Origin of the sequence: Aminobacter sp. SR38 (genome assembly GCF_014843375.1) — a bacterium.
Lineage (GTDB): Bacteria > Pseudomonadota > Alphaproteobacteria > Rhizobiales > Rhizobiaceae > Aminobacter > Aminobacter ciceronei.
The window spans coordinates 5,105,847-5,127,197 of sequence record NZ_CP062112.1; the positions used below are offsets into that span (position 1 = coordinate 5,105,847).

The 21,351-nt window shown below is 63.6% G+C and carries 21 protein-coding genes and 1 other RNA gene; 11 read left to right on the plus strand and 11 right to left on the minus strand.

What is annotated here, in order from left to right; genetic code table 11:
* Positions 1-121: 121 nt before the first annotated feature.
* Together IG197_RS24940 and IG197_RS24945 are read right to left on the minus strand one after the other, a co-directional pair.
* On the minus strand, positions 122-1,156 hold the full coding sequence (locus IG197_RS24940; protein ID WP_192315575.1) for a sterol desaturase family protein: 1,035 nt from the start codon (positions 1,154-1,156) through the stop codon (positions 122-124).
* 135 nt (positions 1,157-1,291) lie between these two features.
* Positions 1,292-3,790: an ATP-dependent helicase gene (locus IG197_RS24945; RefSeq protein WP_192315577.1), complete on the minus strand. Its 2,499-nt coding sequence runs from the start codon at positions 3,788-3,790 to the stop codon at positions 1,292-1,294.
* A 266-nt stretch (positions 3,791-4,056) separates the two neighbouring features.
* On the opposite strand from IG197_RS24945, the gene IG197_RS24950 reads away from it, so the two are divergent.
* The gene (locus tag IG197_RS24950) at positions 4,057-4,599 is read left to right on the plus strand and encodes a glyoxalase superfamily protein (protein ID WP_192315579.1); all 543 of its coding nucleotides are present in this window, start codon (positions 4,057-4,059) and stop codon (positions 4,597-4,599) included.
* A gap of 132 nt (positions 4,600-4,731) precedes the next feature.
* A complete protein-coding gene (locus IG197_RS24955; protein ID WP_246340995.1) occupies positions 4,732-5,610 on the plus strand; it encodes a dienelactone hydrolase family protein in 879 nt (292 codons plus the stop codon).
* 46 nt (positions 5,611-5,656) lie between these two features.
* On the opposite strand, the gene IG197_RS24960 is transcribed toward IG197_RS24955, so the two are convergent.
* Positions 5,657-5,854 (minus strand): hypothetical protein, encoded by a 198-nt coding sequence (locus IG197_RS24960; protein ID WP_067960475.1) that lies wholly within the window; start codon positions 5,852-5,854, stop codon positions 5,657-5,659.
* Between the two features lie 150 nt (positions 5,855-6,004).
* Positions 6,005-6,484: a thioesterase family protein gene (locus IG197_RS24965; protein ID WP_067960478.1), complete on the minus strand. Its 480-nt coding sequence runs from the start codon at positions 6,482-6,484 to the stop codon at positions 6,005-6,007.
* A 206-nt stretch (positions 6,485-6,690) separates the two neighbouring features.
* Between IG197_RS24965 and IG197_RS24970 the strand changes: the two genes are divergently transcribed.
* The 4 genes from IG197_RS24970 to IG197_RS24985 all read left to right on the plus strand — a co-directional run bounded on the left by IG197_RS24970 (position 6,691) and on the right by IG197_RS24985 (position 13,618).
* Positions 6,691-8,121 carry an FAD-binding oxidoreductase gene (locus tag IG197_RS24970; protein WP_192315581.1) on the plus strand — a complete coding sequence of 477 codons (1,431 nt, stop codon included), beginning with the start codon at positions 6,691-6,693 and terminating at the stop codon, positions 8,119-8,121.
* A gap of 162 nt (positions 8,122-8,283) precedes the next feature.
* Positions 8,284-8,736: a GNAT family N-acetyltransferase gene (locus IG197_RS24975; protein ID WP_192315582.1), complete on the plus strand. Its 453-nt coding sequence runs from the start codon at positions 8,284-8,286 to the stop codon at positions 8,734-8,736.
* A gap of 100 nt (positions 8,737-8,836) precedes the next feature.
* The gene (locus IG197_RS24980) at positions 8,837-9,361 is read left to right on the plus strand and encodes a hypothetical protein (protein WP_192315584.1); all 525 of its coding nucleotides are present in this window, start codon (positions 8,837-8,839) and stop codon (positions 9,359-9,361) included.
* A gap of 312 nt (positions 9,362-9,673) precedes the next feature.
* Positions 9,674-13,618: an AsmA family protein gene (locus tag IG197_RS24985; protein WP_192315586.1), complete on the plus strand. Its 3,945-nt coding sequence runs from the start codon at positions 9,674-9,676 to the stop codon at positions 13,616-13,618.
* Here IG197_RS24985 and IG197_RS24990 read toward each other — a convergent pair.
* From IG197_RS24990 to IG197_RS25010, 5 genes are all read right to left on the minus strand, one after another.
* The gene (locus IG197_RS24990) at positions 13,596-13,772 is read right to left on the minus strand and encodes a BrnA antitoxin family protein (RefSeq protein WP_169808380.1); all 177 of its coding nucleotides are present in this window, start codon (positions 13,770-13,772) and stop codon (positions 13,596-13,598) included. The genes IG197_RS24985 and IG197_RS24990 overlap by 23 nt on opposite strands.
* Positions 13,769-13,996 carry a ribbon-helix-helix domain-containing protein gene (locus IG197_RS24995; protein WP_067960490.1) on the minus strand — a complete coding sequence of 76 codons (228 nt, stop codon included), beginning with the start codon at positions 13,994-13,996 and terminating at the stop codon, positions 13,769-13,771. Before IG197_RS24995 ends, IG197_RS24990 begins: the two co-directional genes overlap by 4 nt.
* Positions 13,993-14,190: a DUF4169 family protein gene (locus IG197_RS25000; RefSeq protein ID WP_154386667.1), complete on the minus strand. Its 198-nt coding sequence runs from the start codon at positions 14,188-14,190 to the stop codon at positions 13,993-13,995. The genes IG197_RS24995 and IG197_RS25000 overlap by 4 nt, the downstream gene beginning before the upstream one ends.
* Positions 14,191-14,205: 15 nt before the next feature.
* The gene (locus IG197_RS25005; RefSeq protein ID WP_067960496.1) at positions 14,206-14,745 is read right to left on the minus strand and encodes an SspB family protein; all 540 of its coding nucleotides are present in this window, start codon (positions 14,743-14,745) and stop codon (positions 14,206-14,208) included.
* A gap of 152 nt (positions 14,746-14,897) precedes the next feature.
* On the minus strand, positions 14,898-15,551 hold the full coding sequence (locus IG197_RS25010; protein ID WP_067960499.1) for a TetR/AcrR family transcriptional regulator: 654 nt from the start codon (positions 15,549-15,551) through the stop codon (positions 14,898-14,900).
* Between the two features lie 169 nt (positions 15,552-15,720).
* On the opposite strand from IG197_RS25010, the gene IG197_RS25015 reads away from it, so the two are divergent.
* Positions 15,721-16,929 carry a multidrug effflux MFS transporter gene (locus IG197_RS25015; RefSeq protein WP_067966336.1) on the plus strand — a complete coding sequence of 403 codons (1,209 nt, stop codon included), beginning with the start codon at positions 15,721-15,723 and terminating at the stop codon, positions 16,927-16,929.
* Between the two features lie 170 nt (positions 16,930-17,099).
* The gene (locus IG197_RS25020; protein ID WP_157097060.1) at positions 17,100-18,245 is read left to right on the plus strand and encodes a diguanylate cyclase; all 1,146 of its coding nucleotides are present in this window, start codon (positions 17,100-17,102) and stop codon (positions 18,243-18,245) included.
* 4 nt (positions 18,246-18,249) lie between these two features.
* On the opposite strand, the gene IG197_RS25025 is transcribed toward IG197_RS25020, so the two are convergent.
* Together IG197_RS25025 and ssrA are read right to left on the minus strand one after the other, a co-directional pair.
* Positions 18,250-18,801 carry an AAA family ATPase gene (locus tag IG197_RS25025; protein ID WP_154386664.1) on the minus strand — a complete coding sequence of 184 codons (552 nt, stop codon included), beginning with the start codon at positions 18,799-18,801 and terminating at the stop codon, positions 18,250-18,252.
* Positions 18,802-18,988: 187 nt separating this feature from the next.
* Positions 18,989-19,350: a transfer-messenger RNA gene (gene ssrA, locus IG197_RS25030) on the minus strand.
* Positions 19,351-19,533: 183 nt separating this feature from the next.
* Between ssrA and IG197_RS25035 the strand changes: the two genes are divergently transcribed.
* The 3 genes from IG197_RS25035 (at position 19,534) to IG197_RS25045 (ending at position 21,348) form a co-directional block, all read left to right on the plus strand.
* On the plus strand, positions 19,534-19,845 hold the full coding sequence (locus IG197_RS25035; RefSeq protein WP_192315588.1) for a DUF2853 family protein: 312 nt from the start codon (positions 19,534-19,536) through the stop codon (positions 19,843-19,845).
* Between the two features lie 138 nt (positions 19,846-19,983).
* Positions 19,984-20,451, plus strand: coding sequence for a YHS domain-containing (seleno)protein (locus tag IG197_RS25040; RefSeq protein WP_192315590.1), 468 nt, complete (start codon positions 19,984-19,986; stop codon positions 20,449-20,451).
* 102 nt (positions 20,452-20,553) lie between these two features.
* The gene (locus IG197_RS25045) at positions 20,554-21,348 is read left to right on the plus strand and encodes a thymidylate synthase (RefSeq protein WP_192315592.1); all 795 of its coding nucleotides are present in this window, start codon (positions 20,554-20,556) and stop codon (positions 21,346-21,348) included.
* Positions 21,349-21,351 lie beyond the last annotated feature (3 nt).

Consider the following 21,351-nt stretch of genomic DNA (forward strand, 5'->3'; position numbering starts at 1 on the left):
GAATCAGCTGCGGCCGCCTGTTGCGGGAGCGATACCAATGGGTCAAACCCGGCGACTGCCTGCCAAGCCCTGGATCACGGCGTCCGGTGGGAAAGGGCGTGGGCCGGCGGTGCGCGGTGCATTAACGCGTCTTTCGGTGAAATGGCCAGAGCAGTTGGCGCCCGAACTCTTCCGGTATGGGGTCGTTATGGATGCCGACATTTTCGGGCCAGGCATCGGCCGGCAGATAGAATGTACCAAAAAGCCTGTCGATCCAGGGGAAATGCACGGCGAAATTCTTGTCGATCGGCCTGACCGCATGGTGCCAATGGTGAAAACGGGGTGTGACCAGCAACTGTTCCAGCCAGCCGAGCCGTATGCGCATGTTGACGTGGTTGAAGGTGGCTTGTGCTGCCACGATGGCCAGCCAGATGTAGAGGGCGGCTTCGGAAAAGCCGAACAGGAACACGGGCACCAGAATGAGTGCCCGTGTGACGACGATATCGACCACATGCAGCCTGGAACCCGCCAGCCAGTCCATCGCGCGCGAGGAATGATGGATGGCATGAAACGGCCAGGCGAAACCTATACGGTGAAAGCTGCGATGTACCCAGTACTGCGTCAGGTCGGCAACGAGCATGATCAGCAGGACTTGCGCAATGAGTGGCATGCTCTTGACCTGGGCACTCATGGTATCGGCCTGCCAGGCTTGGGAGACAATCGTCGCAGGTAACAGCGTGAAGAAGGTCAAAAGCTCGACCAGCACGTGACTGACGATGAAATAGAGCCCGTCGGTCGTCCAGCCGGCACGGAACGTTCCATGCTCGGGACGCAGCGGAAACAGGCGCTCCAACGGCACGAAGACGAGTGACAACAACACGACATTGAGGACCAGCCAGTCCAAGCCGACATGAATCGGCGCGTCGCCGTCGTAATCGACATTGACGCCGGTGCCACCCAGAATGATGGCCAGCGTGGCAAAACCGATACCGGCAAGGCCCAGCTTCTTCGACGGCCTGAGCAGGATGTTCAGAGCGGAGAAGAAGAAACCGGCAATGATGGCGAGTACGAGCAGCCCGCGCATGAACTCGACCGGATAGGAGCTGCGCAGTTCGGACGTGGTCAACCATTCCGGAAACCGGAACACCAGGACCGCACAGAAACTTCCGAGGGACAACAAAAGCCCCAGCAGACCGGAAAACCAGCCGGATCCGAAACCTTGTGGTCCATGATCACCGAGCATGCGTTCGAACCAGCGGTCAAGCGCCGTGTGGCGGGACGTTGGCTCTGGCGCCGGGTCTGTCAAATGCCCTCACACTGGGTTCACGAACCCGTCCAGTACCTTCTTCTGGCCGGCCTTGTCGAAGTCGATGGTGAGCTTGTTGCCATCGATGTTGGCGATGTTGCCGTTGCCAAATTTCTGGTGGAAGACGCGGTCGCCGACCTCGAAGCGCGAGGGCTCCGTCGCGACCGACTTGGCGACCAGTTCGCCGTCGATTGTGCGGCCCTTGACCGAGCCGCGGCCGGCGCCGAAGCCGGAATCGGTCTCGCCATAGCCTATGCGTTCGACCGAATGACCGGAGCGGGAACCCCAGTTGCGGTCGGTGGCTTCGGTGCGGTTCTGCTGGGCACGCTGCCAGCCCGGCGTGGCGTAGGTGTTGGAGAAGGACTTTTCACCGACGCTGTCGAAACGCGAGGCACCGTAGGGGTTCTGGCGGCCGCCGCCATAGCCGCCATAGGAATTGCCGGCATCAGCCACTTCGACATGCGCCTCGGGCAGTTCGTCGAGGAAGCGCGAGGGAATCGTCGACTGCCACAAGCCATGGATGCGGCGGTTGGAGACGAACCACAGATGCAGGTTCTTCTTGGCGCGGGTCAGGCCGACATAGGCGAGGCGGCGTTCCTCCTCGAGACCCGAGCGGCCGCCTTCGTCGAGGGCACGCTGGTGCGGGAACAGGCCTTCCTCCCAGCCGGGCAGGAAGACGGTCTCGAATTCGAGGCCCTTGGCCGAATGCAGCGTCATGATCGAGACGGCGTCGAGCTGCTCGTCCTGCTCGGCGTCCATGACAAGGGCGACATGTTCAAGGAAGGAACGCAGCGACTCATATTCCTCCATGGAGCGGATCAGCTCCTTGAGGTTTTCAAGTCGGCCCGGCGCTTCGGCCGAGCGGTCGTTCTTCCACATATCGGTATAGCCGCTCTCTTCGAGAATGATCTCGGCGAGCTCAGTATGCGGGGTGTTGTCGAGCGCCTTCTGCCAGCGCTCGAAATTGGCCGCGACTTCGCGCAGGGCGGCGCGAGGCTTGGGCTTGAGTTCGTCGCTCTCGGCGAGCTGGGCGGCTGCCTGCAGCATCGGCACGCCAAGGGCTTTCGCGGTATCGTGGACCTGGCGGATGGCGGCTTCGCCGAGGCCGCGCTTGGGCACGTTGACGATGCGCTCGAAGGCGAGATCGTCGGCACCTTGGGCGACGACGCGGAAATAGGCCATGGCGTCGCGGATTTCCTGGCGCTCGTAGAAGCGCGGGCCGCCGATGACGCGGTAGTTGAGGCCAAGCGTGACGAAGCGGTCTTCGAACTCGCGCATCTGGAACGAGGCGCGCACCAGGATCGCCATGTCGTTGAGATTGTGTTTCTGACGCTGCAGCTGTTCGATGGTCTCGCCGACGGCGCGGGCTTCCTCCTCGGAATCCCAGGCGGCATGGACATTGACCTTGCCGTCTTCGGGATCGTTGCGATCGGTGAACAGCGTCTTGCCGAAACGGCCCTCATTGTGGGCGATGAGGTGGGCGGCGGCACCCAGTATGTGCGCGGTCGAGCGGTAGTTGCGCTCGAGCCGGATGACGACGGCACCGGGGAAATCCTTGTCGAAGCGCAGGATGTTGTCGACCTCGGCGCCGCGCCAGCCATAGATCGACTGGTCGTCGTCGCCGACGCAGCAGACATTCTTCTGCCCCGGACCACCCGTTTCCTGGGCCAGGAGCCGCAGCCACATATATTGCGCGGTGTTGGTGTCCTGGTACTCGTCGACCAGAATGTATTTGAAGCGCTTGTGGTATTCCTTGAGCACGTCAGGGTAGGCGCGGAAGATGCGGATCGGATGACACAACAGGTCGCCGAAGTCGCAGGCGTTCAGCGTCTGCAGCCGGTCCTGATAGGCCTTGTAGAGCTCGCGGCCCTTGCCGTTGGCAAAGGAGCGGGCGTCGCCCTCGGGGATCTCGGCTGGACCGAGGCCCTTGTTCTTCCAGCCGTCGATCATCATGGCGAACTGGCGCGCCGGCCAGCGCTTGTCGTCGAGGCCCTCGGCCTGGATCAACTGCTTAATCAGGCGGATGACGTCGTCGGTGTCGAGGATGGTGAAGTCGGAGCGCAGCCCTGCCAGTTCGGCATGGCGACGCAGCATCTTGACGCCGATCGAATGGAAGGTGCCGAGCCACGGCATGCCCTCGACCGCTTCGCCGACAAGGTGGCCGATGCGCTGCTTCATCTCGCGCGCGGCCTTGTTGGTAAAGGTGACGGCGAGGATCTGGCTGGGGTAGGCGCGGCCCTGGCTGAGGATATGGGCGATGCGGGTGGTGAGCACACGCGTCTTGCCGGTGCCGGCGCCGGCGAGCACCAGAACCGGGCCTTCGGTGGTCTCGACAGCCTGGCGCTGCTCGGGGTTCAGGCCGTTGAGGTAATCGGGCGCTGACGGCGCTTGGCGCGCGGCCATGGCGCGCGCAGCGATACCGCTGGGCGCAGGCGTGCTGGCGGCCCGGGGCGGCATCCCGCCGGGCTCGTCGAAAAAGGGCATGTCGTCCGGAAAGTCTGACATTTGCCCCGAATGTAGTGATTCGGGGCGGAAAGGCCAGAAGTGTCTCTGTTTTGTTCTGGTTTTGCCGGGAAAAGCGAGCGGTGTTGACCCTGCCGCAGGCGCTTTGCTAGCGTGGCTGACGGCTTGATGTGGCCGGCAGTCCGCGCCCTCCGGGGGTATGGCGAACACATCGGACGCCTCCGTCACCTGATCCCATGGGATGGTGAGAGCATCGGCAATGCGGGCACTGATGGGATTTCTCGCCACAACCAGAGGATCGGAAGATCATGCGAACCTATCGTGACGCAAAGGCGATGGCGAAGGCCATGCGCGAGGCGCTTGCCCAGAAGAACCTCGAAGTCAGCCACAGCGAGGCGCTCGAGATCGTCGCCAGACAATTCGGCGTGGAGACCTGGAACATCCTGTCGAGCAAGCTCGAGAAGGCGGAAGAGCCGACAGCCGGTGCGGTGAGTTTCACCCAGCCGGTGCCGATCTTCCGCATATTCGACGAAGACAAGGCGAGGGGCTTTTACGAGGGTTTCCTCGACTGCACTTTCGACTGGGAGCACCGCTTCCACCCCGGCGCACCGCTCTATTGCCAGGTGTCGCGCGGCGACCTGAAGCTGCATCTGTCGGAGCATTCGGGCGACGCCAGCCCGGGTGCGACGGCTGTCTGCTACATGAAGGGCGTCGAGGCCTTCCAGAAGGGGCTGATTGCCAAGAACTACAAGTACAACCGCCCAGGCCTGGAGCGGCAGGACTGGGGGCTGGAGTGCCAGGTGATCGACCCGTTCGGCAACCGCATCCGTTTCATGGAAAGCGAAGACTGAGCGCTTGTCGAAGCGCCCGCGCCGACCTCGCGCGGGCGCTTTTTTCGTGGCCGCGGCGATCACGCAACAGTGAAACCAACTACATTTGCATACGTTAAACTCCCGGCCTCGGAACCAGACAGGGAGCGAGAAATGACACGACCTGCCATTACCCAGGCGATGATCGACGCCTATGACGAATACACCCACCTGACACTCGACCGGCGCGGCTTCATGGAGAAGCTGACCAGGCTTGCCGGCTCAGGCGCTGCCGCGGCGGCGATCGTGCCGTTGCTTACGACCAACCAGGCGCGGGCGGCGATCGTCGCCGACGACGACAAGCGGCTGAAGGCTGAGGACATTACCTATCCCGGCGGCGCGGGAGAAATGAAGGGCTATCTGGTCCGGCCGGCCGACGCCACAGGCAAGCTGCCGACTGTCATCGTCATTCATGAGAACCGCGGCCTCAACCCGCATATCCGCGACGTGGCGCGGCGGGTCGCGCTCGAAGGCTTCGTGGCGCTGGCGCCCGATTATCTGTCGCCGCTCGGCGGCACGCCGGCGGATGAAGAAAAGGCACGCGAAATGTTCGGCCAGCTCGATGCGGCGCAGACAGTGGCCAATGGCGTCGCCACGGTGGCGTTCCTGAAGGGCCATGAAAGCGGCAATGGCAAGGTTGGCGCCATGGGCTTCTGCTGGGGCGGTGGAACCGTCAACGCGCTGGCCGTCAACGCGCCCGATCTCGCCGCCGGCGTCGCCTATTATGGCTCCCAGCCGAAGGACGAGGCCGATATAGCCAAGATCAAGGCAGCCCTGATGCTGCATTATGCCGGCAAGGACGACCGCATCAACGCCGGCATAGACGCCTACAAGGCGGCACTGGAGAAGGCCGGCAAGGAGTTCCAACTGTTCGTCTATGACGGCGCCCAGCACGCCTTCAACAACGACACCTCGGAAGCCCGCTACGACAAGGCGGCGGCGGAACTGGCCTGGGGGCGAACGGTCAACTTCTTCAAGGAGAAGCTTGCCTGATCAGGCAAGCGGTGAAGGCGCGCGGCTGGCGCGCCTTTCGGCCGGCTCAGGCCACGCCGCGCTTGGAGCGGGCCTGGCGCAGGATTACGCGCCAGCGCAGCATTTCGATCGGGATCGGCCGGTTGTTGTTGGCGATCTCAAAAAGTTCGTTGTTGATGTTGCGAAGCGAACGCCAGAAATCATAGTCGCTGATGCGAGGGTCGCAGGCGAGTTTGTTGGCCGTTGCTTCGATGTCAGTGTGCATGCCTTGCCTCAAAGCCGTCCGGTGCCCGCCGCCGCGACTCAACTTCGCTTGCATGGGATTGTCGGAGGGCAGCGAGGGGCGATCAACGAACCTCAGGCTGTGGCGCAGGTTATAAACAGGTAAGGTTAATCGCCTGTGGCCTTGAAGCCACTATGCGGGCTTGCGTTTGATGCCGATCGAGCGACCGGCACGCTCGGGCGTCGGCAAGGCGGCATGGGCGGCGCGCATAGCGTCGAGGCTCGCCATGATGTCCTGAGGGAAGGGCGCGACCTTCGGGCCGTTCATGTCGACATGCAGCGACAGCGTCTCTGACGTCGCCGACAGCCAGCCGTCGACATGATGCAGTTCCTGGTAGACGCGGAAGCGCTTTTCGTCGTGGTCGAGCAGGTGGAAGGTGGCGGTGACCTTGTCGCCAAGATGCAGCTCCCTGACGTAACAGACATGGATCTCGGCGGTGTAGGTGGTGAGCTTGCGGTCGCGGGCATAGGCCGCGCCCAGCCCAAGCAGGTCGAGCGCTTCTTCACCGCCGCGGTCGAACAGCACGTTGTAATAGGCCATGTTCATGTGGCCGTTGTAGTCGAGCCAGGCTTTCTCGACCTCCATGACGCTCGAGACGAACGGTGCAGGCATGGACGATCCTCTTGACCTTAAAGCGCCGCGCGTCCGTCAGGACGCGCAAAGGACGCTGTTAAACTTAGTTTTGTGCATGATCCTTTCCGATAATCCCGATTTTCGGGGTCATGCACGGTGGTGCTGGACAAACTGTCGGGGCTGGCAGATTACCGCAGCATAAGGCGCCGGCAAGGCGCCAGGCTGTTCCAAACGCGGAGGAAAACATGGCTCTGAGCGACCTGAAGGCGATGGCGCGGAACGAGGAGGGGATCGCGGCTGCGCTGGGCATCCTCAAGCAGCAGTTCGGCGAGCGCTTCCAGACCGGCCAGGCGATCCGCGAGCAGCATGGCCACACCACCACCTATCTGCCCAACCAGGCGCCCGATGGCGTGGTGTTCGCCGAAAGCACAGCCGACGTGCAGGACGTTGTGCGGGTCTGTGCCGCGCATCACGTGCCGGTCATCGCCTTTGGCACCGGCACCTCGCTGGAAGGCCATGTCAACGCTCCGGCGGGCGGCATATCGCTCGACATCTCGCGTATGGACAAGGTGGTGTCGGTCAATGCCGACGATCTCGACTGCACCGTCGAAGCGGGTGTGACGCGTGAGGCGCTGAACAATTATCTGCGCGATACTGGCCTGTTTTTCCCGATCGATCCCGGGGCGAACGCCAGCCTCGGCGGCATGGCGGCGACCCGCGCCTCCGGCACCAACGCGGTGCGCTATGGCACGATGCGCGAGAACGTGCTGTCGCTCAGGGCTGTCATGGCCGATGGCAGCGAGGTCGTGACCTCGCATCGGGCGCGCAAGAGTTCGGCGGGCTACGACCTGACGCGGCTTCTCGTCGGTTCGGAAGGCACGCTCGGCATCATCACCGAGGTGACGCTCAGGCTGCAGGGCATTCCGCAGGCGATCTCGGGCGGGGTCTGCCCGTTCCCGACTGTCGAAGCGGCATGCCAGGCCGTCATCACGACGATCCAGATGGGCATTCCGGTGGCGCGGATCGAGCTGGTCAACGCGCTGCAGATGCGGGCGATGAAGAATTACTCCAAGCTCGACTATCCCGAAAGCCCGTGCCTGTTTCTCGAATTTCACGGTTCCGACGCCAGCGTGGCCGAGCAGGCGGAGAGCTTTGGCGAGATTGCGACGGAGTATGGCGGCGGGCCGTTCCTGTGGACCACTGTCGCCGAGGAGCGGGCGAAATTGTGGAAGGCGCGCCACGATGCCTATTGGGCGTCGCAGACGCTCAGGCCGGGCGCACGCGCCCTGTCGACGGATGCCTGCGTTCCGATCTCCCGCCTTGCCGAATGTATCGCCGAGACAGAGGCCGACATAGCGCGGCTGGGCCTGATCGCACCGATCGTCGGCCATGTCGGTGACGGCAATTTCCACACGCTGGTGCTGATGGATCCGAACGACCCCGCCGACATCGGCAGGGCGGAGGAATTCGTCAAGAGGCTGGCCGAGCGGGCGATTTCGATGGACGGCACCTCGACCGGCGAGCATGGCATAGGCCAGGGCAAGATGGGTCTGATGGAGCGCGAGCACGGCCATGGCGTGCAGGTGATGCGGGCGATCAAGGCCGCACTCGACCCGCAGAATATTCTCAATCCCGGCAAGGTGTTACCCGCGGCGGAACAATCGACAGGGCATTGACGTGGCGTGAGCGGTGCTGCTACTGCGGCGCCGTCCAACCAGGAATATTATGCGTAGAGACTTCCATCGCTGAAGCGTCGGCCCCAGTGCCGATGAGGCCGAAAGGCCAATACAGACGCTTATGCGTCTTTCTCTGCTACGCAAAATTCCAAGGATATTCCCATGATACACGCTCATGGCGCGACGATCCGCGCCTATTGCGCCGCCGATTGCGATCGGCTGGCTCACGTCTGGCTCGAGGCTTCGCGCATCGGCCATCCCTTCATGTCCGAGGCTGACCTGCTGGAGCAGCAGGGCCGGGTCCGCGACATCTATCTGCCCCAGGCCGAGAACTGGGTGATCGAACTCGACGGTGAGCCGGCCGGCTTCATCGGCCTGATCGAGGACTTCATCGGCGGCCTGTTCGTCGATCCCGCAGCACATGGCCATGGGCTCGGCAAGGCGCTGGTGCTGCATGCCGTGGCGCTGAAGGGCGCGCTCGAGCTGGAAGTCTATGCCGAGAACGAGACGGCTGTCGGCTTCTACCGCAAGCTCGGCTTCGTCGAAACGCTGAGGCGCAACGCCGACGATGACGGGCGGCCGCAGGAGGTGATCCGGATGCGCCGCCCGGCATAGCCGGCTTGACCCCGCTCCGGTTCGGGCGGACAGTCCGGGTTGCCCAGGTCTTGTTACCTAGGTCTTGGGCAACCGTACTGTGACAGGCGAGGACCAGAACATGGCGGTTTCCAGGAAGCAGGAAGAACGAGCCCTCAGCGAAGACGAGTGGAAGCTGGTGCAGAACTCGCACCACCCGGTGGTGCAGGATCTCTCGGACGCCGAACTGCGCGACCTGCTGAAGGCGGTGCGCGAACGACGCGACCGGGCGCAGGGCGAAGCCAACCGCAAGCGCCGCGAGATGCGCGGCAAGGCAGCCGCCAAAGGCGCGCAGCCGGCGACCAAGGATCACGGCACCAAGGCAAAGCTCGGCGTGCTGGCGATGAGCATGCGCCGGCTCAACGGCGAACATGAGCGGCGGCGGCAATTGGCGGCGCGCATCGATCTCGTCGAGAACGCGCGCCACGCACTGGCGTTGAGCAAGGAAAAGAAGCCGGCCCGCGCCGCCGATTTCAACACCCGACAGGCGCATCTCGGCATGCGGGCGGTGGACAACGCCAAGGCCAAGAGCCTGGTCAGGCCGATGGAACGTGGGCGCCTGCGCAAGACAGCGGCAGTAGCCCAGGCCAAGCGCGACTCAAAATAGCGGAGATTCAGGTGAGGCCGGCCTGCAAATGCCGGACACCTGCGCTTCCGGTACTCGCGTACCCGAATGTACGCTCCGTTCCGGTTCTCGGTCTCCACCATTTTCGGCTCGGCCTGACCTGAATCTCCGCGTCTTCGTTGGTCCGCTTGCAGGGACGGCGACGAATGCCGTGATGACGCGGCGCGACCGTTTTTCACGGGACAGGTTGCCGGGCGGCGTTGACGTGCTGCAGCGCACAGCCCAACATGCCACCAAATGACCACGCTCCTGCGCTTAGTCGCCTGGGACGCATGAAAGATTTGCCCAGAGGCAATGCTCGCACGCCTGTTTGTCATATTCGGTGGACTTTTCGTGCTGGCGCTGTGTGCGGCGCTGGTGGGGCCGTATTTCATCGACTGGTCGGGCTACAAGGCCGATTTCGAGCGCGAGGCCAGCGCAATACTCGGCCGCAAGGTTGCGGTGCAGGGAGAGGTGACGGCGCGCATCCTGCCGTTTCCATCGGTGACCTTCTCGGACGTCACCGTCGGCGGCCGGGCCGGCGGCAACGATGCGATGACCGTCGAGACGTTTTCGATGGATGCGGAGCTCGCGCCGCTGCTGAGCGGCGAGTTCCTGATCTACGACATGCGGCTGGTGCGGCCGAAGGCGATCATCGATGTCGCCGCCGACGGCGTCGTCGACTGGGCGATCCGCCCGTCTGCGCCGTTCGACGCCAAGCAGATCTCGATCGAAAAGCTGACCATCACCGAGGGACAGGTGCGGCTGCGCCGCGCCGCCAGCGGGCGCGACCACTTGTTGTCGGAGATCAACACCGAGGTCTCGGCAAAGTCGCTCGCCGGGCCGTGGCGCGTCGACGGTTCGCTGCGCGTCGACGGGCTGAAAACCCAGCTTTCGGTGTCGACCGGCTCCGTCGATCCGGCCGGACAGATGCGGCTCAGGATACGCGCGACGCCCGATCGCTACGGCGTGGTCATCGAAGGCGACGGCAATGCTTCGATGGACAAGGGCAAGGCCCTCTATGCCGGCGGCTTCACCGTGATCGAGGCGCAGCCTGAGCCCGTGGCCACGGCCGACGGCGAAAAGCCGAAGGCGCCAGTCAAACCAGTTGAACCCGGCTTTCGGGTGAAGGGCAAGTTCGCGCTCGACCATGCCCGACTGGGCGTGGAGGAGTTCCGCTTCGAAAGCGGGCCACTTGAGGATCCCTATACCGCCGAAGGCACGGCCGAGGTCGATCTCGGCGCCAACCCGCATTTCACCATTACGGCCAATGGCGCCCAGGTGCGTTTCGACGAAGCGGTTGGGGGTGATCAGACCGGCACCGGCTTTTCGGTTTCCGAACGGCTGACGGCGCTTGAAAAGGTGCTGGTCGACTTGCCGCGGCCGACGATCCCCGGCACCGTCGACGTCGACCTGCCCGCGGTCGTCGCCGGCGACACCACGGTGCGCGACGTCAAGATGTCGGCGCAGCCGGGCGAAGGCGGCTGGGTGCTGAAGTCGCTGGCTGCGACCTTGCCCGGCCGCACGCGACTCGAGGCCGACGGTTTCCTGCGCACCGAAAACACGCTCGGCTTCGACGGCCAGATGCTCTTGGCCGTGGGTCAGCCCTCGGGCTTCGCCGCCTGGGTCGCCAAGGATGTCGATGAGGCGGTGCGCAAGCTGCCGGCGGCGGGCTTCAAGGCCAAGGTGAGGCTGACCCGCGAGCAGCAGACATTCGATGCCGTCGAGCTGATCCTCGGCAAAGCCAAGTTCACCGGCGAGCTGGACAGCATGCTTCCCGACGATGCCAGGGCGTCGATGACGATGAAGCTCGACGGCGGCGAGCTCGATCTCGACGGGTTGCGCGCCTTTGCCTCGCTGTTCGTGACCGACCAGGGCGCCAACCGCTTCAGCGACGCCGACCTCGATCTCGCGGTGAAGGCCGGGCCGGTGAATTTTGCCGGCCTCAGCGCCGAAACCGTCGATACCGCGCTCAGGCTGCGCGAGGGCGTGCTGGAAATCGACAAGCTGTCGGTCGGCGGACTGGCAGGCGCCTCGCTCAGTGCCACCGGGCGGATCAAGGATTTTCCCAAGGCGCCGACCGGCAATCTCGACGCCTCGGTGATATCAGTCGACCTCGCGCCGCTGGTCGCGCTGGCAGCTAAACAGACGCCCGAGAACCGGCTGCTGAACGAGCTGGCAACCCGTGCTGCGGCCTATCCCGGCCTGCTGGCTGACGCGCGCATCGACTTCGTCGCCAGTGCCGTCGACAATGGCGACAAGACGACGAGCGTTGCGCTCAGCGGGCAAGGCGAGGCCGGCGGCTCCGATCTTCTGGCGACGCTGTCGGCGCAGGCGATATCGAGCGCGCTTGCCAGCTCGCAGCTGAAGCTCGAATTCTCCGCCCGCAACGAGGATGCGACCAGCCTGCTGGCGCTGGCCGGCCTGCCGGTGCTGCCGCTTGGAGTGACCGGCCCGGGTGAGCTAGCCATTGCCGCGAAAGGTGCCGTGCAGAATGGCCTCGACGTGACCGCAAGCCTCAAAGGTGACGATTCTTCGGCCGGCTTCACCGGTACGGTGGCGGTGCGCGACGGTATGCCCAGCCTGACGGGCCGGGCGACGCTGCAGGCTGCCGACCTGGAGCCGTGGCTGATGACCTCGGGCGTGAGCCTGCCGGGCATGGGCACCGGCACCGAGGTGGAGCTCGCCGCAGATGCCAGCCTTGCCCTAGGCGTTCTTGCGCTCGACAGGCTCGACGGCACCGTCAACCAGGATGCGGTGGTCGGCAATCTCAAGGCCGAGCTGAACGAGGGGCTGCCGCATCTCAGCGGTTCGCTGACGCTTGACGAACTGAATCTCCGGCCGTTCGCCGAAATGACCCTGGGCGTCGCGGCGCTGGAAAGCGGCAACGGCGGGTGGCCTACGGCGGCATTCGCGCCGAAACCGATTGCGCCCTTCAGCGCCGACCTCGAAATCATCGCCGGCACACTTTTGGCCGAACCGCTGGCGACCGCCAATGATGCGGTGCTGGCGTTGCAGATCGACAGCCAGGCGCTCAGGCTGTCCAACATCAAGGCCAAGCTGTATGGCGGCGACCTTGGCGGACTTGTCGAACTCAAGAACAACGATGGCACGGCCTTCGTGTCGGGCCAGTTGATGCTCGACGGCGCCGATGTCGCTGCGGTCCCGGTGGCCAGCGAGATCGGCGGCAAGGGCAATTTTTCGGCGACGCTTTCAGGCAGTGGCAAATCGGTCGAGGGCCTTGTCGCCTCGCTGGCCGGGTCGGGCACGGCCGATATTGACGGGCTCGTCCTGCCCGGCTTCAACCCCGACGCGTTTGCCGCGCTGATCGCCAAGGCCGACGCGCTTGGCCGAGATATCAATGCGGCGCGCGTCGCAGAATTCGCGCCTGACCTGGCCGGCGAGGGCAGTTTTGCCGCCGGGAAGGCCGACATCGCGTTTACCGTTGCCGGCGGCATCGTGCGGGCGCCGCCACTGACGTTGAAAAACCCGGCTGCGATGCTGAACGCCGATTTGCGCACCGACCTCAACGCCGGTGTGATCTCGGCCAATGGCTCGATCACATACGCGCCCGGCAAGGAGCAGCTGGTCGGCTCGGAGCCGGCGATGAACTTCCAGATCGACGGCGAGCCGGGTGCGACGGTCAAGCTGTTCGACAGCGCGCCGATGGCGCAGTTCCTGACCCAGCGCGCCCTGGAAAAGGAACAGGCCCGCGTCGAGGCGATGCAGGCGGTGTTGCTGGAAAAGCAGCGGCTACGACGCGAGACGCGGTATTTCGCAGCACTCCAGGCCGAGCGCGAGCGTATCGCCGAAGAGGCGCGGCTTGCCGAGGAGGCCCGGATCCGGGCCGAGGAAGAGGCCAAGGCGAAAGCCGAGGCCGAAAGGCTGAAAGCCGAAGAGGAAGCCAAGGCAAAGGCGGAAGCGGAACGCTTGCGCGCCGAAGAAGAAAAACGCGCCGCGGAAGCCGCCGCGAAGGCCAAAGCCGAGGCGGACAAGGAAACGGCGCGCCAGGAAGCTGAGAAGGCACGCCAGGCAGCGGAAGAAAAGTTGCGGCACGAGGCCGAGCAGAAGGCGAGGCGCGAGGCTGAGGCTGCCAAGCCCAAACCAGCGGCTGAGATCGAGCGGGCGCCGTTGCCGGAAGTCCGGCCGATGGATGCGCCAGTCGACGCCGTGCCGGCGCCACCCGCCGATGCGCCGGTGAAGAAAAAGCTCGAACCGCTCAGTCTCGACGATTTCTTCAAGTCGCTGCAGAGCCAATAGGCAAGCGATGCTGGCCCGATGTGGTGGCGCTGTCGCGCCAGCCCGCCCTCTGCCTTTTCAGAACCTCGTTGATGCCTGTGCTCCAGCCTTTGGCAGTGGCCTTTGACTGGGCAATGACATCGGGATCGAGGCGGATGGAGACGACGCGCCTCAGGTCTGTCTCACGCCGCGCTTGGCTTGCTCCAGCACGAACAGCCTGAGCGCGGAGGAAAGGTTTGCCTCGCGCGGGCGCTGGGTGTCGACTTCGGCGACGAGGGCGGCCAGCGTCATGTCGCGCGCCGCCGATATGGCCAAGAGGTCGTCGTAGAACGGCTTTTCGAGCGAATAGCTGGTGCGGTGGCCGCGGATCGTCACCGAGCGCTTTTCGACCAGGCTCACCGGTCGGATTTCTCTGGATCGCGCTCGCGGCGATGGTCGTCGACGAATTTGTCGGCGCGCTCCGAGGTCAGTTGGTCGCGCTGTTTTTCGGCCTTGGTGCGACCGTGCAGGGCGCGGTTGCGGTCGGCAAGCGTCTCGCGCTCGGCCCGCGCCTTCTGTTTCTTGAACTGGCGAAGATTGACGATGTCGGCCATGCGACCTCGTCCTGGCTACTTCTTGCGGAACGCGTCGAGCGATACGACATCCGCGCCCTTGCCGTGAGCGGGCTCTTCGACGGCTTCCTTCTCAGTCGCGTCGGCTTTCTTTTTGGTCGCAGGCTTGCGCTCGGCAGGCTTGACCACCGCGATCGGCTCCGGCTTGGCGGCAACCTCTTCGGGGGCTGCAGCTGCTTCGGCCTTGACCTCGAATTCGAGTTCGAAGTTGACCGAGGGATCGTAGAAGCCGCGCACGGCAGAGAAGGGGATTTCGAGCTTCTCCGGAACATCCGAGAAGGACAGGCCGACTTCGAAGCCGGTGTCGGTGACCTTGAGGTCCCAATACTGGAACTGGATGACGATCGTCATCTGTTCGGGATAACGTTCATGCAGGCGCGAGGAGATGCGCACGCCCGGCGCGCCGGTCATGAAGGTGATGAAGAAATGGTGGTTGCCCGGCAGGCCGGTGCGCGCGACTTCCGCCAGGACCTTGCGCATGACCCCACGCAGTGCCTCCTGGGCGAGAATGTCGTAGCGGATCTGGTCTTCGGCCATATGTAGATGCGGGTCCGATTGAATCGTCTCCCTACCTGTAATCAAGCTTTTGGCCGGCGTAAACCGGATATAACGCGGTATGGAATGTTTGGGATTCGAGCAGGCGCCACGATGCCTGCCGCAGGTCCGGACGGCCGTCCATTCCCTAGGAATCAGACCGGGCGCGGCTTGCCGTAGGCGCGCAGGAAACAGCGCACGGCATTGCTTGCTGCTGTGCGCAGTTGTTCTTCCGAGACGGTGTCGCCGAAGATCAGCGCCATCTGCAGATCGGCATTGACCAGCGCCAGGAACTGGCGCGCTGCGACATCGGGATCGTCGAGATCGAGCCAGCCTGACAAAGCGAGGCGGGCGAATCGCGCGGCAAGGGCCGCCCAGGTCTTGGCCGGGCCATGTTCACGCCAGCCGGCAAACAATTCGGGATAGCGCTCGCCTTCGGTCTGCAGCAGCTTGCGCAGGAATTTGCCGTCGCGGTTGCACATGCAGTTCTGGTTGAGCCGCACGGCGAACTCGACGAGCTCGGCCTCGAGGTCGATCGGCTTGTCGGGGAAGGTGGCCAGAGTTTCGAACACACCAGCGTTGATGCGTTCGGTGATTTCCCGGACTACCGCGACGAGCAGGTTCTCCTTGTCGCCATGGTGGTTGTAGACGGTCTGGCGCGACACGCCGGCCTCGGCGGCGATGAGGTCGATATTGGCGCCGGCGAAGCCCTCGCGGCAGAAGACGCGTGCAGCGGCGTCGAGGATCGAGAGCCGCTTGGCGGTGTGGCTGCGGGCGACCGCAATGTCAGGAGCGATGGCAGGTGTCATGGAATTTTTATATACAGGTGATTGACGATTTGGACAAGTCTGTCTAAAAAACTGGACGCAATGGCGAGATGCCGGTTCGGGAGGAGTCGGAATCTCATGTTGCCAAACGTCCTTGGATTACACGTCGCCGTGGCTTCACGGCGGAAACCCGATCCGAAAGAACCACATCATGACACCCCAATTTCTCCGCGTAGCGGTCGTGCTCGGCCTTTTGTCGGCCATCGGCCCGTTCGCCATCGACATGTATCTTCCCGCTCTGCCGACGATCGGCGCCGATCTCAACGCCGGCACCGCCGCCGTGCAGATGAGCCTGCTTGTCTTCTTCCTGGCCATGGGTCTGGCGCAGATCGTCGTCGGCCCGATCTCCGACATGATAGGCCGCAAGGCGCCGCTCTATATCGGCCTGGTGCTGTTTGCCATTGGCGGCCTTGGGGCGGCGCTTGCGCCCAACATCGAATGGTTGATCTTCTTCCGCGTCATCCAGGGCCTGGGTGCCTCTGCCGGCATGGTGGTGCCGCGCGCCATCGTGCGTGACCTGCATACCGGCACCGAAGCGGCGCGGCTCATGTCATTGCTGATGCTGGTGTTTTCGGTGTCGCCTATCCTTGCGCCGCTGACCGGTTCGCTTGTCATCGAAGGCTTTGGCTGGCGCGCCGTATTCTGGGTGGTGACTGCTGCTGCAGTACTTGCCATCGTGCTGTTGTCGACGTCGCTCAAGGAAACGCGCCCCGTCGAGCATCGCGCCGAAAGCTCGGTCGGCAGCGCGCTCAGCGGCTACCGCTTCCTGCTCGGCGACCGCAACTTCCTCGGCCTGACCTTCATCGGCGGCTTCGGCATTGCCAGCTTCTTCGTCTATCTCGCCAATTCGTCCTTCATTCTGATCGACCATTACGGCCTGTCGCCGTCGGTCTACAGCGTGTTCTTCTCGATCAACGCGGTAGCCTTCATCGGCATGTCGCAGCTGACCGGCTTGCTGACCGAGCGCTTCGGCCTGCACCGGGTGGTGCGGGTGGCAGTGGTCGGCTACGCCACGATGATGGTCATTCTGCTGGCGGTGTTTTCCGCAGGCGTCGACCGCCTCGACGTACTGGCCGTGCTTCTGTTCATCGGCTACGGCTTCCTCGGTCTCGTCATCCCGACGACCTCGGTGCTGGCGATGGAAGAGCATGGCGAAATCGCCGGAACGGCATCCGCACTGATGGGCACGCTGCACTTTGCCACCGGCGCCGTCGCCATGGCGGTGGCTGGCCTCTTCTTCGACGGAACGCCGCTGCCGATGGTGTTCGGCATCACCATCTCCGCCGTCGTCGCCTTCGCGCTGGCGCAGGTGACGCTCGGCCGCAGGCGCGAAACGGCCGTCGGCGCGCCGGCGGAGTGAGTTTTGTCGAGGCCGGGCATCCGCCCGGCCTCGTTTCACATCATCGTGACGCAGGTCAGGCGCTGTCGCCGTCGCCTCACAATGCCTCGATATCGTTTGTTTACACTCGGCCGGTAAGTCGTTGCGAAGACACCGGAAGCAGAACCGAGACGTCGAGGCGACAAAAGATCTTGAAATTCATCCCTTCCGTCCTGTTGCTGTTGTTTGCGGCAACGTTCCTGTGCATCTGGCTGCTCGATCGCCGAAACAGGCACTTGCTGCTGTTTGCGCTGGCGTTCCTGACGATCAGTGCCGCAACCGTCGTCCAGTTCGCGCTGTGGCCGGCCGACGTCGGCTACAACACCATTGCGTGCGCGGTGCTTTATTCGGCGGCGCCGCTCTTTCTTGTGCAGGGCGTGCTGATGCGCTCGGGCAAATCGATGGCACGGGCCGAGCAAGCGCTGTGGTTCGGCGGTATCGTCGCCATCCTGACCTTCTTCTATTACGTCCACAACGATCTCGCCGTCCGCGTCTATGCCCTCAATTTCGGCATGGGCGGCATTTTGCTGAGCGGGGCGTGGAAGCTCAGGCATCTCGTGCTCGGCAATGTCGTCGACCGGGGCATGCTGTGGCTGCTGCTGGGCCTGGGGGCGACCTTTGTCGGCCGTACCTTGCTGACGGGCGGTACGGTGCCGAGCCGCGATGTCGATGCCTTCTTCCAGTCCGCCTTCTGGGTCTGGGCGCAGTTTGCCATGTCGGTGCTGGGCGTGGCGATGGGGCTTGCGTTGGTGGTCGTCGCCTGTGCCGACGTCATTCTGGCGCTGAAGGCGGAGCGCGACAGCGATCCTATGACCGGGCTGCTCAACCGCCGCGGCTTGCAGGGCAAGACCCAGCGCCTGTTCGCCAAGGGCGTAGGCAAGCCGTTGAGCATCGTCGCCTGCGACATCGACCGATTCAAGTCGATCAACGACAGCTTCGGCCATGCCGGCGGCGATGTCGTGCTGTCGAGCCTTGCCAGGGTCATCAAGTCGAAACTCAGGGCGGGCGACATCGCGGCACGCACCGGCGGCGAGGAATTCGTCATCGTGTTGAAGGATGCACCGGTGGACGATGCCTTCGGCCTGGTCGAGACGCTGCGCCGGGAGATCGCGAATGTGCGATTTGCCGGCATGCCCGGCGATTTCGCGGTGACATGCAGCTTCGGTATCGCCAAGCTGCATGCCGGAGAGGGCCTCTGGGACGCCATCGGCCGCGCCGACAAAGTGCTCTATGCCGCCAAGCGGGCAGGCCGCAACCGCACCTTCGCCGAAGGGCTGCAACTGCCGCACGCGGCGTGATTCGTCACGCCTGACGGACGTTTTCGAGAATGAAAGCGAGACGGTCTTCGACCGGTGCCGTGGGGACCTCGACAAGATCATAGCCGCAGGCAGCGTAGGTCGCGACCATGCTGGCATGGGTGCGCCGCGCCTCGTCCTCGTCCTGCCTGCGCTCGTTGTCCTGGGTGAAGATCTCGGGCCAGTGCGGCAGGACGAACACCTTGCGGTTGTAGCGAAATTCCCGGGCCGCCTGTTCGATATGGATCGGTACCGGCAGGCCGACGAGCCTGAGATAACCAATGACATCAGGGACGCCCCGATCGAAGAACGCCGGGCCGGGCGTAGCCTCGGCGATGGTATGCGAGCGCATTTCCCATGACAGCATGAGCTCGGCGAACAGCGCGCGGTCATGCCAGGGCAGGGCGGTGCCGGATATTGCGGCCTGGTCGCGGATGATGCTGCGACCGGCTTCGACCGAAGTGGCGTGGCCGGCTGCGGCAAGGCGTTCGATCAAGGTCGTCTTGCCCGATCCGGGGCCGCCGGTGAGCACGAAGAAGCGGTTGGAATTGCGAGGCATGTAGGTCTCCGGATGGAACGGGACCGGCCATGGCAGGCCGACGCTGCAGGGGTCGGCCGGAGCGCGTCTCGGGCACCCGTCAGGACGCGCGGCGCACCGGCAAAAAAACAGGCAACGGCAAACCGGCATTGGCCGGCGATGACAATGTCTTGGGAGATTTTGATCTTGGAAGATTTTGGGGGAGAGAAGTGGAGGTTTCTGTTGCCAGGTACCTCCGAACCCCGCCTAGAAGTGCGAACCTCTAGGGCTTAATTTGAAGCTATCGCACTGCATTAAGCAGCGAGACGTGCTTCCGCATAGTTGTCGTTTGCAACTACAAGTTTAGCCCGATAACGGTGGTACAATGCCGGGCAAAAGTCCGATCTTTACACCCTCGTCGATCCTATTTCGCCCCCAGCAAAAATCGTCGTTCGACTGTGCGACGACTTTTGGTGGAGGCGCCGGGTACCGCCCCCGGGTCCGAATGGCTTATTTCATCGGCAGTTTATCGCCATAGTCAGTCAAGCTGACGACCCCAATATAGGGAGGCCGGCTGCAAAATGGAAGGTGGGAACGGCAAGTCCTAACAGCCATTCGCAACAGATTCATGAAGCCACGCGAATACGCAGGGTTGACTCGCGTGATGCGCGAACCGAAGCTTCGGCCCGCTGGGGATGCCCGTGAAGTACCTGAACCGGTCTAAGCCGGGCCCCTGCGGGAGATGAGATCAATTCGTCGACGAGGGGAATTCACATGACCGACTATCTTGCAGACGTGAAGAAGCACGACGCCGGCGCCAAGGAAGAGGTGGTGACCAAGATCGTCAAGCACCTGGGCATCGCGCTCCGGAACCGCGACTCTTCGCTTGTCTCGTGCACCGACCCCAAGGAACTCGATCGCGTCAAAGCCGGCTGGATTGCCAAGAAGCTCGGCGTCGAGGATGCGAAGAAGGCGGACGGCGCGCTGGAAAAGGTCTGCAAGGCGATGTCGGCCGACAACACCAAGAACCGCGTGACGTTCTATTATCTTGTGGCCAAGGAACTGGGCAAACTCGGTTCGCTCTGAGCTGTCTTTCCGGCAAGTCCATCTGCTGGCCAATCATTAGCCTGACCCTAACCGGATCACCTGATTGTGTAGCGAGGCGCGCGGCAGATGGGGCCGCGGGCTGCTATGATTACGGTGGCTTGTCGAGGGAAACCGGCGATGGACAGACGCCGTCTCATTCTGACCGCAATGTTTCTGCCGCTCGCCGTGAGCGGGGCGCTCGGACCGGGCGTTGCGCGAGTGAAACAGGCTATGGTTTACACCGGTAAACCGCCCGGTGTCGGCGCGGGCGGCTATGACGTGGTCGCTTATTTCACCGCCGGCAAGGCGACCAAGGGGTTGCCTGCGCACGTCGCGGTGCATGACGGCATCACCTATCGCTTCGCCAGTGCCGCCAACCGGGGGACGTTCCTGCGGTCTCCGGCTCGATACCTGCCGCAATATGGCGGCTATTGCGCCTATGCCGTCAGCCAGGGTGCAACCGCTTCCTCAGACCCGAATGCCTGGACAGTGGTGGGCGACAAGCTTTACCTCAACTACTCCAAGAGCGTTCGCTCGTTGTGGCGGCAGGATGTCGAGGGCAACATTGCAAAGGCTGAGAGGAACTGGCCTGGCGTGCTGAAATAGGATCGGACGAGCGACCAGCCGCGTGTCCCGGCGTTTGCCGGGGCAGCGGAATGGGCTACGCTTGCGGCCAGCGAATCTCGCCAATCCGACCGGACGTCCTTCATGCGCCAGTATCTCGACCTTCTCAGCCATGTCCTTGAAAACGGCAGCGACCGTGGCGACCGCACCGGCACCGGCACACGCTCGGTCTTCGGCCATCAGATGCGGTTCGACCTGGGGCATGGCTTTCCTGTTGTCACCACCAAGAAGCTGCATCTGAAGTCGATCATCCACGAGCTTTTGTGGTTCCTCGCCGGCGACACCAACATCAAGTATCTCAAGGACAACGGGGTATCGATCTGGGATGAATGGGCCGACGAGAATGGCGATCTCGGCCCGGTCTATGGCAAGCAGTGGCGGTCGTGGCCGACGCGCGACGGCGACGAGATCGACCAGATCGCACTTTTGCTCAAACAGATCCGCAAGAACCCCAATTCGCGCCGGCTGATCGTCTCGGCCTGGAACCCGGAAGAGGTCGATCACATGGCGCTGCCGCCGTGCCACTGCCTGTTCCAGTTCTATGTTTCCGACGGCAAACTGTCATGCCAACTCTACCAGCGCTCGGCCGACATCTTCCTCGGCGTGCCGTTCAATATCGCGTCCTATGCGCTGCTGACGATGATGGTGGCGCAGGTGACCGGGCTGAAACCTGGCGACTTCGTCCACACGCTGGGTGACGCACACATCTACCACAACCATTTCGACCAGGCGCGCGAGCAACTGACGCGTAGCCCGAAGACGCTGCCGACGATGTGGATCAATCCCGAGGTGAAGGACCTGTTTGCCTTCCGCTTCGAGGATTTCAGGCTCGAGAACTACGTCGCCGACGCCACCATCCGCGCGCCGATCGCGGTGTAAGGG

Coding starts and splice junctions, on each gene's coding strand:
- IG197_RS24945 (WP_192315577.1), bottom strand. CDS start 3,790: ATGTCAGACTTTCCGGACGACATGCCCTTTTTCGACGAGCCCGGCGGG.
- IG197_RS24965 (WP_067960478.1), bottom strand. CDS start 6,484: ATGCCTGCACCGTTCGTCTCGAGCGTCATGGAGGTCGAGAAAGCCTGG.
- IG197_RS24955 (WP_246340995.1), top strand. CDS start 4,732: ATGACACGACCTGCCATTACCCAGGCGATGATCGACGCCTATGACGAA.
- IG197_RS25010 (WP_067960499.1), bottom strand. CDS start 15,551: ATGACACCTGCCATCGCTCCTGACATTGCGGTCGCCCGCAGCCACACC.
- IG197_RS24960 (WP_067960475.1), bottom strand. CDS start 5,854: ATGCACACTGACATCGAAGCAACGGCCAACAAACTCGCCTGCGACCCT.
- IG197_RS24980 (WP_192315584.1), top strand. CDS start 8,837: ATGGCGGTTTCCAGGAAGCAGGAAGAACGAGCCCTCAGCGAAGACGAG.
- IG197_RS24975 (WP_192315582.1), top strand. CDS start 8,284: ATGATACACGCTCATGGCGCGACGATCCGCGCCTATTGCGCCGCCGAT.
- IG197_RS25035 (WP_192315588.1), top strand. CDS start 19,534: ATGACCGACTATCTTGCAGACGTGAAGAAGCACGACGCCGGCGCCAAG.
- IG197_RS25015 (WP_067966336.1), top strand. CDS start 15,721: ATGACACCCCAATTTCTCCGCGTAGCGGTCGTGCTCGGCCTTTTGTCG.
- IG197_RS25040 (WP_192315590.1), top strand. CDS start 19,984: ATGGACAGACGCCGTCTCATTCTGACCGCAATGTTTCTGCCGCTCGCC.
- IG197_RS25025 (WP_154386664.1), bottom strand. CDS start 18,801: ATGCCTCGCAATTCCAACCGCTTCTTCGTGCTCACCGGCGGCCCCGGA.
- IG197_RS24970 (WP_192315581.1), top strand. CDS start 6,691: ATGGCTCTGAGCGACCTGAAGGCGATGGCGCGGAACGAGGAGGGGATC.
- IG197_RS25000 (WP_154386667.1), bottom strand. CDS start 14,190: ATGGCCGACATCGTCAATCTTCGCCAGTTCAAGAAACAGAAGGCGCGG.
- IG197_RS25005 (WP_067960496.1), bottom strand. CDS start 14,745: ATGGCCGAAGACCAGATCCGCTACGACATTCTCGCCCAGGAGGCACTG.
- IG197_RS24985 (WP_192315586.1), top strand. CDS start 9,674: ATGCTCGCACGCCTGTTTGTCATATTCGGTGGACTTTTCGTGCTGGCG.
- IG197_RS25045 (WP_192315592.1), top strand. CDS start 20,554: ATGCGCCAGTATCTCGACCTTCTCAGCCATGTCCTTGAAAACGGCAGC.
- IG197_RS24950 (WP_192315579.1), top strand. CDS start 4,057: ATGCGAACCTATCGTGACGCAAAGGCGATGGCGAAGGCCATGCGCGAG.